Genomic DNA, 15,273 nt, shown 5'->3' with positions numbered 1-15,273 from the left:
GTTGGGCGCGGGGGTGCAGTTCTTGTACCAGGCGGGACATACCGTCGGCATCGACGACGTCGAGCCGTTCTGCGCCGGCTGCTGCCAGGGGCTCGGCGGCGTGTTGTTCGGCGCCTGTTGCTGCCAGGGGCTCGGCGGCGTGTTGTTCGGCGGCGTCGTCCCCGAGCCGCCGTAACCGGAATTCGGGCTGGGACCGGGGGCTGGGGTGCAGTTCTTGTCCCAGTTGGGGCATTCGGTCGGCATGGGGGCCGTCGTGCTGTTCGGCGGCGGCTGCTGCCAGGTGCTCGACGCCGGCGGCGGGGAGCTATGCGCCGGCGTGCTCGGTGGCGGTTGCGTGCTGTGCGGCGCGGGCGTGGACTGCCACGTGCTGGGCGGCGGTGGCGTGCTGGGCGGTTGCGTGGTGTGCGGCGGCGGCGTCGACTGCCACGTGCTCTGTGGCGGCGGCGTGCCGTGCGGTGCTGTGGGTACCGGGGGCGTGCCGGTGCCCCCGTATCCGGGGTTGGGGCCGGGGTTACCGGAGCAGTTCTTCTGCCAGCTGGGGCACGCCGGGTCCAGCGGGGCGGAGTTCGCGAAGCCCCCGTCGATAGCCGTTACCGACATTCCGAGGCCCGTCGCGACTGCCGCCGCTGCGGCGAGGCGTTTGATCGACATTGGTTTCGTCCCCTCTCGGGCTGTGGTCCGAACGATTCGGCTGGGCTGCGCTACGGGCAGGTCACGTCGATCTCAAAGGGTTTGGTCACCGGCTTGGGCAGGTGTGGATCGCTCACATCGGCACCGGTCGCGGTGCCCTTGATCTGAATGGCGTTGTCGCCCACCGCGGCTCCGGCGTTCCCGCCCTGCCCCTTCGCGGCGTCGGAGAAACCAAGCGTGATGCCGTCGACGTTGCCCAGTCCGACCGCGTGAACGATTGGCGGGTTGTCCTTGCTGACCACCGCCCCGACGCCTTTGGCCGGGTCGCCGATGCCGATGTTGATGTTGTCGCCAACCGGTTTGCAGGTGACCGGACCGCTGACGTTCTGGGTCTTGCCGTCGACGATCACTTGCGGCCCGGCGGGCGAACCAGCCGAGTTCGACACTTGCGGACTCGACTTATTGCCGGAACAGCCGGCGCCACCGGCGATTACGATGGCCAGGCCGGCTACACCGACGATGATCTGACGCTTCACCGCTGTTCTCCTTCATGTGGGGTGTCCACTGTTCGCGACCCCGACGGTTACTGCGCGGGGCCCGGGATCTGGTAGGCGCACCTACCGGCCGTGTGCTCGGTGAGGCTGACGGAATGCCCGTCAACCTGGATCGCGCAGTCGTGCGGACCGCCGGTTTTGTCGGTGTAGTTCAACGCCAGGTACGGGCTCCCGGTCACCTGCACGGTCTGCGACCAGGGGACTGAAACCCAGGTTGTGGTGCTCGCCGGATACACCGGGGTTCCGGGGTCCGGGATGACGGAGAAGACGTCGCCGCCCCCGAGGATCCGGTACACAACCGTGTGTTGCGTGGGGTCCGCCTTGGCGGCGGGCAACATAACCGGCGGCGCGGCGCCCATCGCGATGGCAACGGCCGCGAGCAAACCGGCCAGGGCGCCCGGCCGTTGCGCCTTGCTTGCGCGCCTTCTCCGGCAAAAGTCAGCATGGCGGTGAGCCAAATCCGTTGGCATGTCATCCCTTTCGATACGCGACCGCCGCCGCGCGCAGGCGCGCCCGCAGTCTTACGATGAAGCAACTATCGCCGGAGCGGTCGCTATAAGCTAAGGCCGCGCGCGCAGCCGTCTCAATTAGGGATTTCCCTACACTTTTCGCCTAACGGGTTCGCCGCAACCCGCCATCAGCCGTCAAAGCTCGCGCGAGCAACGGGTGGCCGAAAGCCTCGGTATCAGCGGGGCAGGCCAAGAAGCCGCTCGGCGGCCACCGTCAGCAGGATCTGCTCGGTGCCGCCCGCAATCGTCAGGCAGCGGGTGTTGAGGAAATCGAACACCGCCCGGTTGTGCACCAGGCCGCCGCCCTCGGATACGTCCATGGTGAATTCGGCCAGCGCCTGGCGGTAGCGGACGCCGATGAGCTTGCGAACACTGGACTGCGCCCCGGGGTCTTGCCCGCCGACGGCCAGCTGAGCGATCCGCTGATCCAGCAGCGCGCCGGTCTGCGCGGTGACGATCAACAGGCCCAATCGGTCTTGCTCCGCCGCGTCGAGGTCGAGCTCGGACAGCATCTCGAGCAGCTCCTCCATCGGATTGCCCAGCGCGGTTCCGTTGGCCATCGCCACCCGCTCGTTGGCGAGCGTGGTCCGGGCCAGCCGCCATCCGTCGTTCACCTCGCCGACCACGAGTTCGTCGGGCACGAACACGTTGTCGAGGAACACCTCGTTGAACAACGAATCGCCGGTGATCTCGCGCAGCGGACGGATCTCGATGCCCGGTGAGCTCATCTCCACCAAAAAGTACGTAATGCCTTTGTGTTTCGGCGCATCCGGATCCGTGCGCGCCAGGCACACTCCCCACTTCGCCTTGTGCGCCGCCGACGTCCAGACCTTCTGCCCGGTCAGCTGCCAGCCGCCGTCGGTCCGGACCGCTCTGGTGCGCAGCGAGGCAAGGTCCGAACCGGCTCCCGGCTCGGAAAACAGTTGACACCAAAGGAATTCGCCGCGCGTGGTGCCCGGCACGAAACGCTCGACCTGCTCCGGCGTGCCGTGCTCGAGGATCGTTGGCGCCGCCCACCAACCGATCACCAGGTCGGGCCGGGCCACACCGGCCGCCGCCAGCTCCTGATCGATCAACAGCTGTTCGGCCGGTCCCGCGCCGCGCCCGTACGGCGGCGGCCAGTGCGGCGCCTGCAGACCCGCCTCGGCCAGCGCCGCCTGTCGCCTCTCCTCGGGCAGGGCGGCGATCTGGGCGGCGGCGGCGGCGATCTCCTGGCGCTGGTCCTCGACCTCGGAGAGGTCGATACCCAGCCGGCGTCGCACGCCCGCCTGGGTCAGCGCGGTGATCCGGCGCAGCCAGGTCTCTGCCCCGCCCAGGAAGCGGCCGATGGCGTGGGCCCGGCGCAGGTACAGGTGCGCGTCGTGCTCCCAGGTGCACCCGATGCCACCGAGCACCTGGATGCAGTCCTTGACATTGGCCTTCACGGCGGCGATGCCGGTGCTCGCTGCCAGAGCCGCGGCGATGGAGAACTGGGATTCGTCGCCCTCTGCCGCGGCGCGCGCGGCATCGGCGGCGGCCACCTCGGCCTGCTCGGCACGGCACAGCATCTCGGCGCAGATGTGCTTGATGGCTTGGAAGCTGCCGATCGGCTTGCCGAACTGCTCGCGGACCTTGGCATAGTCGACGGCGGTCTCCAGCGACCACCGGGTGATGCCGGCCGCCTCGGCCGCCAGCACCGTCGCGGCCAGCTCCTCGACGCGTTCGCGGCTGTCCGACACCACCGTGGCCGCGGCCGAGTCCAGCGTCACCCGCGCCAACGGGCGGGAGAAGTCGCTGGCCTGCAGGGGCTCGATCTGCACACCCTCGCCGTCGGTGTCGATCAGCAGCCACTTGTCGCCGGCCGGCGCCAACAGCACGGCACCGTCGGCCACCCCCAGCGCGAACGCCACGGTGCCCGATGCCTTGGACGTCGCGTCGTCGAACTCGATGTCGCCCTCCAGCGCCAGGCCGGCGAAGCGCTCACCCGAGGCGAGGGCGCCCAGCAACTCGGGGTCGGAGACGACCAACGTGGCCAGCGCGGTGGTGGCGACCGGCCCGGGGACCAGCGCTTTCGCCGCTTCCTCGACCATCGCGCACAGGTCTTCGATGCTGCCGTCCGCGCCGCCGAATTCCTCCGGGATCGCGACGCCGAAGATCCCCAGTTCCGCCAGCCGGGAGAACACCGGCCGCCATGCGTCGGACTTACCCTGCTCCACGTCGCGGATCGCCGCGGTTCCGCCAGGCCCGGACGTCGAATTGCGGGCCCAGTCGCGCACCAGGGCTCGCGCGGCAAACTGCTCGTCGGTGACGGTCGCTACCACCCTGAGGACCTCCGCGTCCATGACGTCGACGTGACAAGGGTTAGGCCCTTGCCCTGATTGTGCGATCTGCCCGCCGAGCGGGTACCTCTCCCTCGCATGTTGGCACGCAACCCGCTCTTCGGAGACTAGAACGTGTTCTAATAGTGCCAGTGATCGACCGTCAAGTCGAACGCCATCACAGCAGCACAACGCTTGTCCGCGGCGGTATGGAGGTGGGAGATTCACGCGCAGAATGCGTATCGTTTGCTAACGAACCGCCGGGAACAGGAGCAAACCGTCACATGCCAGCCGACCCAAATCCGAGCCGCGTTTCCGACTCGCTGCCGCGCGAGGTCATGAACGTGGCGGTACTGGCGGAATCCGAACTGGGGTCTGAGGCGCAGCGGGAACGCCGCAAGCGCATCCTCGATGCCACCATGGCCATCGCCTCCAAGGGCGGCTACGAAGCGGTGCAAATGCGCGCAGTGGCCGATCGCGCCGACGTCGCGGTGGGGACGCTGTACCGGTATTTCCCCTCGAAGGTGCACCTGCTCGTGTCGGCGCTGGGCCGCGAGTTCGGCCGCATCGACGCCAAGACGGACCGCTCCGCCATGACCGGCGGCACCCCCTTTCACCGACTCAACTTCATGGTGCAAAAGCTTAACCGGGCGATGCAACGCAACCCCCTGCTGACCGAGGCGATGACCCGGGCCTACGTGTTCGCCGACGCGTCGGCGGCCAGCGAGGTCGACCAGGTCGAGAAGCTCATCGATTCGATGTTCGCGCGGGCGATGGCCGACGGCGAACCGACCGAGGACCAGTACCACATCGCCCGGGTGATCTCTGACGTGTGGCTGTCGAACCTGCTGGCGTGGCTCACCCGCCGGGCCTCGGCGACCGACGTCAGCAAGCGGCTGGACCTGGCCGTGCGGTTGCTGATCGGCGACCAAGACTCCAAGTAGGCGGGCTCACGCCGGCGGACCGGCGGTGCGGCCGCGGATCAGCTCGGTGTCCAGGAGTTCGACGGCCGGCAGGCCCGATCGCGGCGGCTCCAACAACAGCTCCGCGGCCCGGCAACCCTTCTGCAGGCTGGACTGCGACACCGTGGTCAGGCCGCGGTTGATGGCGTCGGGCACGCCGTCGAAACCGGTGACGGTCATCTGCCCGGGCACGTAAATGCCGTGTGCCCGTAGGTAATCCATGGCGGACAAAGCCAATATGTCGGCGGTGCACATCAGCGCGGTGATCCGCGGATTGGCCTCCAGGGCCGCCTTGGCGGCGGCGCCGCCAGACTCGGGTAGGTGCTCGTAGCTTTCCACCACGGTCAGGGAATCCGGGTCGATACCGGCGGCCGCCATCGCGTCCCACACGCCGATGATGCGCTCGCGTTGCACGTCGAACGCGGGCGAGCGCAACCGGTCGGCGTCCACCAGGCCCTGGCGTCGATCCCGCCCCAGCCGCATGGTCAGCAGCCCGATCTCGCGGTGCCCCAGGCCCAGCACGTAGTCGGCAAGCTCGCGCATCGCGGCGCGGTCGTCGATACCCACCCGCGATACGCCGGCCAAGCCCTTGGGTTGGTCGACGACGACGACCGGCAGCCGGCGCTGCAGCACTACCTGCAGGTAGGGATCTTCGTCGCACACCGAATACACCACGAAGCCGTCCACGCCGGCCGAAAGCACAGCGGCTGTGCCGTCTTTGAGGCTGCGGCTGGGTCCTACGGCGACCAGCATCAGCCCCTGCGCCACCTCCTCACACGCCTGCGCCACCCCGGTGACGAACTCCCGCGCGGCGGGGTCGCTGAAGAAGTAGGTCAGCGGTTCGGCCATCACCAGACCGACCGCGCCGGCCTTGCGGGTCCGCAGCGATCGCGCCACCGGGTCGGGGCCGGCGTATCCCAGCCGCTTGGCCGTCGCGAGCACCCGCTCACGCAGGTCCGGCGAGAGCTGATCGGGCCGGTTAAAGGCATTCGAGATCGTCGTGCGCGAAACGTTGAGCTCTTCGGCCAGCGACGCCAGAGTCGCACGCCGGCGCGGTGGGGGGCTCACGTTCGGTGAGGCTACAGCGGACCGGGGCACCCGCGTATGCGCTTCAGCTTGCGGCTTTGTAATGGAAACGGTTTTCATTAGTATTGTGGATCGGCTGACTGGCCGGCGGGAGGAATCGGACGTGCGCATGGCACTGACGCGGCGACGAACGGCTGGGGCCAGGGCCGCCGATGCGACGCGATGGCTGGCGGCCGCTCTGGTGCTGACCGGCGGCGTGCTGCTCGCCGGCTGCAGCGGCGCGGCGCACTCTCACGCCCTCTCCGTCGTCGCCTCCACCGACGTGTGGGGCAGCGTGGCGCGTGCCGTCACCGGCCGTCACGTCGCCGTCAAATCCATCCTCAGCGGGGCGGAGATCGACCCGCACTCCTACGAGGTCAGCCCGGCGGACGCCGCCGCGATCGCCGATGCCCCGCTGGTCGTCTCCAACGGCGGCGGTTATGACGGCTGGGTCGACGAGGTGCTGGCCCGCCACCGCGACGCCAAGCCGGTCGTCGCCTTCTCCTTCCTGGAGACCGACGGACAGCCCCGCAATGAGCACGTCTTCTACGACCTGACCGTCGCCAAATCCGTTGCCGCCACCATTGCCGAGCGCCTCGCGACGATCGATCCGGGCAACGCCGCCGACTATCGCGCCAACGCCACCGCGTTCGGCCGCGGCGCCGACTCCATCGCCGGCGCCGAACACGCGATCGCAACCAGCTACCCCAACACCTCGGTTATCGCGACCGAACCGGTCGCGTTTTATTTGCTGAAGGCGTCGGGCTTGGTGAGCCGCACGCCGCCCGCGTTCGAGGCGGCCATCGAGAACGAGACCGATCCCGCGCCGGCCGACATGGCGATGGTTCTCGACCTGGTCAACCGGCGTCAGGTGTCGGCGGTGCTGATCAATCCGCAGACCTCCACGACCGCGATCAACGGCCTGCGCGACGCCGCTCGGCGCGCGGGTGTCCCGGTCACCGATGTGGCCGAAACGCTGACCGAGGGCACCGATTACCTTACGTGGCAACGCAATACGGTCAGCCAGCTGCAGTCCGCGTTGCAGTCGAGCCGGCCCGTGCGGTCATGAGTCTCGAGCCCGTCGCGGCCGTCGAAGACGCCGCCGAGACCGTGTCGCTGCGCGGCGCGCGACTGTCGTTCGGCGACCGCGTGCTGTGGGACCACCTGGACCTGTCGGTGGCCCGCGGCGAGTTCATCGCGGTGCTCGGCCCGAACGGCAGCGGCAAGACGTCGCTACTGAAGGTGCTGCTCGGCCAGTTGCCACTGAGCGCCGGTGCCGGGCTGGTGGATGGAAAGCCGATCACCTCGGGCAGCGGGCGTATCGGCTATGTGCCTCAACATCATCCGATGGACGCCGACGTGATGCTGCGCGGGCGCGACCTGGTTCGGCTGGGCATCGACGGACCACGCTGGGGTGCGCTCCCGCTGCGGTCCGCCGATCGGGCCCGCCGGCGCGCGGCCGTGCGGCAGGCGCTGCGACAGGTCAACGGCGAGCACCTGGCGGACGTCCGGGTCGGGACGATGTCGGGCGGGGAGTTGCAGCGGGTGCGCATCGCCCAGGCGTTGGTCAGCGACCCGCTGCTGTTGCTGTGCGACGAGCCGCTGCTGACGCTCGATCCGGCCAACGCCAAGCTGGTATCGGCGCTGATCGAGCGGCGCCGGCAGGACGCGGCGACCACGGTCATCGTCGTCACCCACGAGATCAACCCGATCCTGCCGTACGTGGACCGGCTGCTGTATCTGGTCGACGGCCGGTTCGAGATCGGCACCGTCGAGCAGGTGATGACCAGCCAGACACTCTCGGCGCTGTACCAGTCGGACATTCAAGTGGTGCGGGTCAAGGACGGCTACGTGGTAGCCGGCGCGCGCGACGACGGGTTTTGCTGATGGAGCGTCGGCTCGTCGACTTGCTGGACAATCTGCTCTCCTTCGACATCACCGCGCACCTGCTCGGCCACGACTTCGTGCAGCAGGCGGTGGTAGCGGCCGCCCTGCTGGGGCTGGTGGCCGGGCTGATCGGGCCGTTCATCGTCATGCGGCAGATGTCGTTCGCCGTGCACGGTTCCAGCGAATTGTCGCTGACCGGAGCCGCTTTCGCGCTGCTGGTCGGATTCGGCGTGGGGGCGGGCGCGCTGATCGGCAGCGCCCTGGCCGCGGCGCTGTTCGGCGTGCTGGGGCGGCGCGACCGGGAGCGCGATTCGGTGATCGGCGTGGTGCTGGCCTTCGGGCTGGGCCTGGCGGTGCTGTTCATCCACCTCTACCCGGGCCACACCTCGACCAGCTTCGCCCTGCTGACCGGCCAGATCGTCGGGGTCGGCTACACGGGCCTGACCATGCTGGCGCTGGTCTGCCTGCTCGTCATCGCCGTGCTGGCGACCTGTTACCGCCCGCTGCTGTTCGCCACCGTCGATCCCGACGTCGCCGCGGCGCGCGGTGTGCCGGTCTACGCACTGGGCATCGTGTTCGCCGCGCTGGTCGGCGTGGTTGCGGCCCAGGCGGTACAGATCGTTGGGGCGCTGCTGGTGATGTCGTTGTTGATCACCCCGGCGGCCGCGGCGGCCCGGGTGGTCTCCTCGCCCGCGGCGGCGATGGTGACCTCGGTGGTGTTCGCCGAGGTGTCCGCCGTGGGCGGACTGGTGCTGTCGCTGGCGCCCGGCGTGCCGGTGTCGGTCTTCGTCGCCGGCATCTCCTTTCTGATCTATCTGGTCTGCTGGTCGATCGGGCGCCGCCGATCCGCTGCCGCCTAAGCTGGGCGCAGAGATCGACCAACGTCCGGAGAAGGCAACGTGCGCCGGCGAATCGCGTTCCTGATGCAGGCGGCGGTGTCCGCACTGGCGACCGGCTGTACCACCGTCGTCGGTGGAAACGCGTCGCCCGCCGACACCTCCGGTCCGCTGTCGCAGACCCCGGTGCCCGCCGCGGCCCTGGATGCACTGCTGCTCGATGTGGATCAGATCAACTCCTCGCTCAGGTCGGGCATGCGACTCCGGTACGGCGCGCAGGCGATGTGGGACTGGAGCTCGACCTTCAGCGACAAGACCTGCCTTGCCATGGACGGCCCCGCCCAGGAAGCCGTCTACGCGGACACCGGCTGGACGGCGATGCGTGCCCAGCGCCTCGACGACAACTTCGACGACCCCGCGGTCCGCAACAACTCGGCGATCCAGGCAGTGATCGCCTATCCGTCCGCACGGAAGGCCAACACCTTCTACGACGCCTCGGTGCGACGGTGGTTCGGCTGCGCCAATCGCACGTTTGCCGAACGTCCCACCGACAAGCCCGAAATTGTGTGGAAGGTGGGCGAGGCCCACAAGGTCGGCGGCACGCTGAGCACGTCCGAAATCCAGGAAGCCAGCGACGGCTGGAGCTGCCAGCGCGCGCTGACCGCGCGCAACAACGTCGTGATCGACGTCGCCACCTGCGGCTCCTTCCTGCCCGGCGGGTCGGCGGTTGACCTCGCCGAGCAGATCGCCGCCAAGGTCGCCAGGCAATAGCTGGGCGCCGCACCGCATCCTCCGGCTACGCCGGCGCCCGGGCGCCCCCATAAGCTGGGCGGGTGGCCGGTATCGACCTCAACGCCGACCTGGGCGAGGGCTTCGGTGTCTGGCGCCTGGGTGACGACGACGCCATGCTCGGCATCGTCACGAGCGCCAACGTCGCGTGCGGTTTTCACGCCGGCGACCCGGCGGGCCTGCTGCGGGTATGCCGGTCGGCCGCCCAGCGTGGGGTCCGGATCGGAGCCCAGGTGAGCTACCGAGACCTGGCCGGGTTCGGCAGGCGCTTCATCGACGTCGCCGCCGAGGACCTCATCGCCGACGTGATGTATCAGATTGGCGCGCTGCAGGCGATAGCGCACGCGGCCGGCTCCGCGGTGTCATACGTCAAACCGCATGGCGCGCTGTACAACACGATCGTGTCCCATACCGAACAGGCGGCCGCCGTGGCCGAGGCGGTGCGCCTGGTGGATGCCGGGCTTCCGGTGCTGGGCATGGCGGACTCAGCGTTCTTCGACGAAGCCGCCCGCCGCGGGTTGCGCACGGTCGCAGAGGCTTTCGCCGACCGGGCCTACCGGCCGGACGGCCGGCTGGTGTCGCGGCGAGAGCAGGGCGCCGTGCTGCACGACCCGGCGGCGATCGCCGACCGGGTGGCGACCATGGTCACCTCGGGGCAGGTCACCGCGATCGACGGCACCATGCTTACCTTGAAGGCGGAATCGGTTTGCGTGCATGGTGATTCGCCGGGAGCGGTGCAGATCGCCGCGGACGTTCGCGAGAAACTCGTGGCGGCGGGCACCGAGGTCAGGGGGTTCTGCTGATGCGACTCAAATTCGGGCGCCCCGACATCGCGCGGTACGCGGACCGGTTCGACGCCCCCGCCGCAGAACCCGGTGGGCTCTCGGTGACCTGGATGGGTGTGGCGACCCTGCTGATCGATGACGGCAAGTCGGCGTTGATGACCGACGGTTACTTCTCCCGCCCGAGCCTGGCCCAGGTCGCGGCCGGCAAGGTGGCACCCTCGCCCGCACGCGTCGACGGATGCCTTGCGCGGGCGAAGGTTTCGCGGCTGGCAGCGGTCATACCGGTGCACACCCACTTCGACCACGTGCTGGACTCCGCGCTGGTGGCCGACCGCACCGGCGCGCAACTGGTCGGCGGGCGGTCGGCGGCCAACGTCGGTCGGGGATACGGCCTGCCGGAGAACCGGATCGTCGTCGCGGTCGACGGCGAACCGATGCAGCTGGGCGCCTACGACGTCACCCTGGTCGAGTCGCACCACTGCCCGCCCGACAGGTTTCCCGGCGTCATCGACGAACCGGTGACCCCACCGGTGAAAGCGTCGGCGTATCGCTGCGGGGAGTCCTGGTCGACGCTGGTGCACCACCGTCCGACGGGCCGGCGACTGCTGATCCAGGGCAGTGCCGGCTTCGTCGAGGGCGCGCTGGCCGGCCACCACGCCGATGCCGTGTACCTGTCCGTGGGGCAGCTGGGGCTGCAGCCGCGGTCATACCTGGTCGACTTCTGGACCGAGACCGTGCGAGCGGTGGGGGCTCGCCGGGTCATCCTCATCCACTGGGACGACTTCTTCCGCCCGCTGACAAAACCGTTGCGCGCCTTGACCTATGCCGGCGACGACCTGAACGTCTCCGTCGGCATCATCGACGAGCTGGCCGGACAGGACGGTGTCGACGTGCACCTGCCCACGGTGTGGCGGCGCGAAGACCCTTGGAAGTAAAGCGGTTCAAACCTTGGCCCTGACGCTTGCGCTGTTGTTGCTTGCTGTGGTCCTGGCGTTCGCCGTCGCGCGCCCCGGTGGCTGGCCCGAGGCGCTGGCCGCCGTCCCGGCGGCCCTGATCCTGATCGCGGTCGGCGCGATCTCGGTGCACCAGGCGGTCAAACAGGTCGCCGACCTGTCCGGGGTGGTCGCGTTCCTGGGCGCTGTGCTGGTGCTGGCCAAGCTGTGTGACGACGAGGGCCTGTTCGAGGCCGCGGGCGCGGCGATCACCCGGGGGCGGGCCGGGTCGGGCAGCCTGCTGCGGCGCGTGTTCGTCATCGCCTCGCTGATCACGGCGGTGCTGAGCCTGGACGCGGCCGTGGTGTTGCTGACGCCGGTGGTACTGGCGGCCGTGCGCCGGCAGCGCACCCGGGTGCGGCCCTACGCCTACGCCACCGCCCATCTGGCCAATGGCGCCTCGCTGTTGCTGCCGGTGTCGAACCTGACCAACCTGCTGGCCTTCCACACCGCCCATCTCTCGTTCACCAAGTTCACCCTCGCGATGGCGGCGCCGTGGGTGGGCGCGATAGCCGTCCTCTACGTGATCTTCCGGTGGTTCTTCGCCAGAGACCTGCGGGTGCAGCCCGATCCGGAAGAGCTGGGCGCGCCGCCGCGCCCGCCGGTGTTCGTGTTGGTGGTCGTCGCGCTGACGCTCGCCGGGTTCGCGATTGCCCAGTCCGTGGGCATCGCCCCGGCCTGGGTAGCGCTGTGTGGCGCCGCGGTGCTGGCGGTGCGCAGCCTGCGGCGCCGGCACACCTCGGTGTCCGACATCGTGCGCTCGCTCAACGTCTCGTTCCTGGTGTTCGTGCTGGCGCTGGGCGTCGTGGTGCAGGCGGTCATGCTCAACGGGATGGACCGGGCGATGTCGGCGGTGCTGCCGTCGGGTTCGGGCCTGCCCGCGCTGCTCGCCATCGCCGCGCTAGCCGCCGCGCTGGCCAACGTCGTGAACAACCTGCCCGCCACGCTCGTGCTGCTGCCGCTGGTCGCCTCCAGCGGGCCGGTGGCGGTTCTGGCGGTGCTGATCGGGGTGAACATCGGCCCGAACCTGACCTACGTCGGATCGCTGTCGAACCTGTTGTGGCGGCGCGTGTTACGCCAGCACGACGTCGATGCCGGTGTCGGCGAATACACCCGGCTCGGCGTGTGCACGGTGCCCGCCTCGCTGGCGGTGGCGGTGGCCGCGCTGTGGGCCTCGGCGCGGCTGCTGGGCCTCTAGGGCGCAGGCTGGCCGCAGGGGCCCGACCGGATGATCGACGCGAGCTCCTCGCGCGACTGCGCCCCCACCCGCTGGCAGGCCCGGTACACGTGGCCCTCCACGGTGCGCACCGACATCACCAGCGTCTCGGCGATTTCGCGGTTGGACAGGCCCGCCACGACGAGTTCGACGACGTCGCGCTGCCGGCCAGACAACTTCAGGCCGGTCGGAGTGTGCAGCGCCGGCGTGTGCAAGCCACCGCAATCGTCGGCCAATTCCCGGGCCAGCGCCGCAGCGTACAGCCCGCGGCGGCGGTGTTGGTGTTCGTCGAACACCACCGAAGCCTGCACCGCGACATCGGCGGCCGCGACCCGATCGCCGATGCCCCGGTACGCCGCCGAGGCCGCCAGCAAGCCCTCACCATCCTTGGCCGACAACGCCTCCACATGCGCCGCGATCGCGGCGGCCAGCGGCAGTGACAACACGTCGGCCAGCTCGCGCGCCCGCACCGCCTGCGAGGCGTCACCCCATTGCGCCGCCGCCTGGATACAGGCCAGCTCGTGCGTGGGCTGGCCGCGATCGCGGGCAATCCGCGCCGCCTCCTTCACGCCCGCCACGGCCTCGGCCAACCGGCCGCTCGCCGCCAAGGCCCACCCCTGGGCAAGTGACAGGCCGGTGTGCATGAACAAAAAGTCGGCCGGTACGCACGACCGCGCCGCGGCGACCGCCTCATTCGCCTCGTCGGGCTGGCCGAGCTTGGCGTGCGCCTCGGCCAACGCGAAATAGCTCGCGGGCCGCAAACCCGTTGTGACGTAGTGGATTTGAACCCCGGCCACCGCCTCGTGCACCAGCCGGGCCGCCTCGGCGACAGCGCCGCGGGCCAGTTCGGCGTTGCCCGACAGCAGGGCGAGGTTGGCATATGCCAGGCCCGGAATGTCACGGGACGAATCGGCTAGTCGCCGTGCCGTGCCGACGAATTCATCGATCCGTCCGGTCAACCGGCAGGCACGCCCGTAGACGGCGCCGAACCAGAACCGCATATGCGATGCCTGAAACGAGGTCGTCGCCCGCCGCAGCGTCTGCTCGGCCAGGTCGTCGAGGTCATCGACCTGACCCAGCGCACCCATAGCCATGATCAGCGCCAGCGACGCCATCACCGCGTGGAAGCCGGGCAGCTCGGGGAAAGCCAGGGCGGCCCGGGCATTCGCGGTCGCCATCGCACAGCGCGCCGCCACCGCGTCCAGGCATGCCTGCACCGCCAACCGCTCCGCCCGCTGGGCCGGCGTCTCGGGATCAAGCGCCGCCAGACGGTCGAGGATCTCGGCCGCGTCTTTGGGCCTGAAGAGGTGCCAGATCAGGTTGGCCGCCCGCACCGTCGCCCAGTGATGGCCGTCGGGCAGGTCACCGTCGGCCATCTCGCGCAGCGCCGCCTCGGCCTGCTCACCGCGTCCGAGCAGCGCCAGGTTCATGGCCCGCACGCCCGCCGCCCCGGGCGCACCGGCCTGGGTGGCGGCGGTGGCGAACCGGTCGGCCAGATCGAGATCCAACAGGGTCATCGCATGCCGTGCCGCTTCCAGGTACAGCACGGGGTCGGGATCGAGGTCGGACTCGAGACGCAGCAGCGCGCGGCGCACCGTGGCCTGCATGTCGGCGTCACCGTCTTCGGCCAGCCGCGTCGCCAGCCTGCCACGGATCTCCGACAGGTACAGCTCGCCGGCGCCCGCACGGCGCAGCTCACCGAACAGCGGATGGGCGAGCCTGGCCGTCAACCCGGCGCCGGTGCGTTCGATGCTGACCAGTCCCATCCGCTCGGCCGCGGCCAGCTCGCCGCGCGGGGCCAAATCGCACAGCACCTCCACGGCCAGCGGCTCACACTGCGACAACGTGTCGATCACCACCGCCATTTCCGGGCTGAGTCGACCCATCTGGCGGCCCACCGTGTCGGACATGCTCGCAGAGACCGCGACATCGCCGTCCCACATCCACACCCCGGCCGTCTTGCGCATCCGCCCGGCGGCCACCTGATCGGCCACCAGCTGCCGCAGGAACAGCGCATTGCCACCGGTCAGCTTCTGGAACCGGTTTGCGCTGCGGGCATCGACCGGACCGTCCAGCTTGCTTTCGATGACTTCGCGCGTCTCCGCGGCCGAAAACGGTTGCAGGTCAATCCTTTCCAACAGGCCGTCTTTCCACAGCGCCGTCACCGCATCGGGCTCGTCGCTGCCGCTGCGGACGGTGACCACCAGCCGGACCCCACCGGACTGCGCCAGCTGGTGGACGACGAGCGCGGACAGTCCGTCCAGCAGGTGCGCGTCATCGACCCCCAGCACCACGCGACGCTGACGCTGTTGCGCGACAAAGGAATTGATCACTCGTCGCACATCGGTCAGCGGATCCGACTGTGCCTCGTTCAGCGCCTCGGTCATCACGCCGATGAACGCCCCCAGGGGTAGCGCCTGCGCCGAATCGGTGCCGACGATCCATTTGGTCCGCTCGCCCGAAGCCTCGGCGCGCCGCAGCACTTCACGGGCGAGCCAGGTCTTGCCCACTCCGGCGGCTCCCGCGATCACCACGCCCGTGTGGGTGCCACCCGGACTCAGGGCGCGACGAATGATCCCCCATTCGCTGTCACGCCCGGTCAGCGGCTTGGCGCCGATCACTCGGCGACTATAACGGCGCGCGAGGCTCGAACGGGAGGCTTTGCCGGTGTTTGGGGACCTTACGTGCGGCCGCCCCGCAGCAATGACGTAGTCGACTACGCTGTCGACCCCATTTCCGGACCATGAGCAT

The 15,273-nt window shown here is 69.6% G+C and carries 13 protein-coding genes and 1 pseudogene; 8 read left to right on the top strand and 6 right to left on the bottom strand.

All coding sequences use genetic code 11. The features are described from left to right. The 4 genes and pseudogenes from A5753_RS24170 to A5753_RS00890 form a co-directional block, all read right to left on the bottom strand. Nucleotides 1–651 (bottom strand): annotated as a pseudogene (locus tag A5753_RS24170) (hypothetical protein); the annotation flags it as partial. Between the two features lie 50 nt (nt 652–701). Then, nucleotides 702–1,166 carry a lipoprotein LpqH gene (locus A5753_RS00900; protein ID WP_067122120.1) on the bottom strand — a complete coding sequence of 155 codons (465 nt, stop codon included), beginning with the start codon at nt 1,164–1,166 and terminating at the stop codon, nt 702–704. A gap of 47 nt (nt 1,167–1,213) precedes the next feature. Continuing rightward, nucleotides 1,214–1,567 carry a hypothetical protein gene (locus A5753_RS00895; protein WP_156655849.1) on the bottom strand — a complete coding sequence of 118 codons (354 nt, stop codon included), beginning with the start codon at nt 1,565–1,567 and terminating at the stop codon, nt 1,214–1,216. A 302-nt stretch (nt 1,568–1,869) separates the two neighbouring features. Then, nucleotides 1,870–3,993, bottom strand: a complete 2,124-nt coding sequence (locus A5753_RS00890) for an acyl-CoA dehydrogenase (RefSeq protein ID WP_067122140.1) — start codon at nt 3,991–3,993, stop codon at nt 1,870–1,872. Nucleotides 3,994–4,334: 341 nt separating this feature from the next. On the opposite strand from A5753_RS00890, the gene kstR reads away from it, so the two are divergent. Then, nucleotides 4,335–4,934 (top strand): cholesterol catabolism transcriptional regulator KstR, encoded by a 600-nt coding sequence (gene kstR / locus A5753_RS00885; protein ID WP_082971109.1) that lies wholly within the window; start codon nt 4,335–4,337, stop codon nt 4,932–4,934. Between the two features lie 6 nt (nt 4,935–4,940). Here the strand turns inward: kstR and A5753_RS00880 are convergent, their stop codons facing one another. Further along, on the bottom strand, nt 4,941–6,020 hold the full coding sequence (locus tag A5753_RS00880; RefSeq protein ID WP_067122114.1) for a LacI family DNA-binding transcriptional regulator: 1,080 nt from the start codon (nt 6,018–6,020) through the stop codon (nt 4,941–4,943). 127 nt (nt 6,021–6,147) lie between these two features. Here A5753_RS00880 and A5753_RS00875 point away from each other — a divergent pair, with 127 nt between their 5' ends. From A5753_RS00875 to A5753_RS00845, 7 genes are all read left to right on the top strand, one after another. Next, on the top strand, nt 6,148–7,086 hold the full coding sequence (locus A5753_RS00875; RefSeq protein WP_067122111.1) for a metal ABC transporter solute-binding protein, Zn/Mn family: 939 nt from the start codon (nt 6,148–6,150) through the stop codon (nt 7,084–7,086). After that, nucleotides 7,083–7,904 carry a metal ABC transporter ATP-binding protein gene (locus A5753_RS00870; RefSeq protein ID WP_067122108.1) on the top strand — a complete coding sequence of 274 codons (822 nt, stop codon included), beginning with the start codon at nt 7,083–7,085 and terminating at the stop codon, nt 7,902–7,904. The genes A5753_RS00875 and A5753_RS00870 overlap by 4 nt, the downstream gene beginning before the upstream one ends. Continuing rightward, complete coding sequence (locus A5753_RS00865) at nt 7,904–8,764, top strand: metal ABC transporter permease (protein WP_067122105.1); 861 nt, start codon at nt 7,904–7,906, stop codon at nt 8,762–8,764. Before A5753_RS00870 ends, A5753_RS00865 begins: the two co-directional genes overlap by 1 nt. 63 nt (nt 8,765–8,827) lie before the next feature. Then, nucleotides 8,828–9,511, top strand: a complete 684-nt coding sequence (locus A5753_RS00860; protein WP_067122132.1) for a sensor domain-containing protein — start codon at nt 8,828–8,830, stop codon at nt 9,509–9,511. Nucleotides 9,512–9,573: 62 nt separating this feature from the next. Beyond that, nucleotides 9,574–10,332 carry a LamB/YcsF family protein gene (locus tag A5753_RS00855; RefSeq protein WP_067122102.1) on the top strand — a complete coding sequence of 253 codons (759 nt, stop codon included), beginning with the start codon at nt 9,574–9,576 and terminating at the stop codon, nt 10,330–10,332. Next, on the top strand, nt 10,332–11,249 hold the full coding sequence (locus A5753_RS00850) for an MBL fold metallo-hydrolase (RefSeq protein ID WP_067122099.1): 918 nt from the start codon (nt 10,332–10,334) through the stop codon (nt 11,247–11,249). The genes A5753_RS00855 and A5753_RS00850 overlap by 1 nt, the downstream gene beginning before the upstream one ends. Before the next feature lie 13 nt (nt 11,250–11,262). After that, nucleotides 11,263–12,504 (top strand): SLC13 family permease, encoded by a 1,242-nt coding sequence (locus tag A5753_RS00845; protein WP_067122096.1) that lies wholly within the window; start codon nt 11,263–11,265, stop codon nt 12,502–12,504. Here A5753_RS00845 and A5753_RS00840 read toward each other — a convergent pair. Then, a complete protein-coding gene (locus tag A5753_RS00840; protein WP_067122093.1) occupies nt 12,501–15,143 on the bottom strand; it encodes a LuxR C-terminal-related transcriptional regulator in 2,643 nt (880 codons plus the stop codon). The two genes, A5753_RS00845 and A5753_RS00840, sit on opposite strands and share 4 nt — an antisense overlap. Nucleotides 15,144–15,273: the final 130 nt, after the last annotated feature.

It is taken from the genome of Mycobacterium sp. 852002-51971_SCH5477799-a (assembly GCF_001667145.1).
GTDB lineage: Bacteria > Actinomycetota > Actinomycetes > Mycobacteriales > Mycobacteriaceae > Mycobacterium.
Note: the sequence above shows the minus strand (reverse complement) of the source record. Positions and strands in the feature narration are given on the sequence as shown.

Coding starts and splice junctions, on each gene's coding strand:
- A5753_RS00875 (WP_067122111.1), top strand. CDS start 6,148: ATGGCACTGACGCGGCGACGAACGGCTGGGGCCAGGGCCGCCGATGCG.
- A5753_RS00870 (WP_067122108.1), top strand. CDS start 7,083: ATGAGTCTCGAGCCCGTCGCGGCCGTCGAAGACGCCGCCGAGACCGTG.
- A5753_RS00865 (WP_067122105.1), top strand. CDS start 7,904: ATGGAGCGTCGGCTCGTCGACTTGCTGGACAATCTGCTCTCCTTCGAC.
- A5753_RS00860 (WP_067122132.1), top strand. CDS start 8,828: ATGCAGGCGGCGGTGTCCGCACTGGCGACCGGCTGTACCACCGTCGTC.
- A5753_RS00850 (WP_067122099.1), top strand. CDS start 10,332: ATGCGACTCAAATTCGGGCGCCCCGACATCGCGCGGTACGCGGACCGG.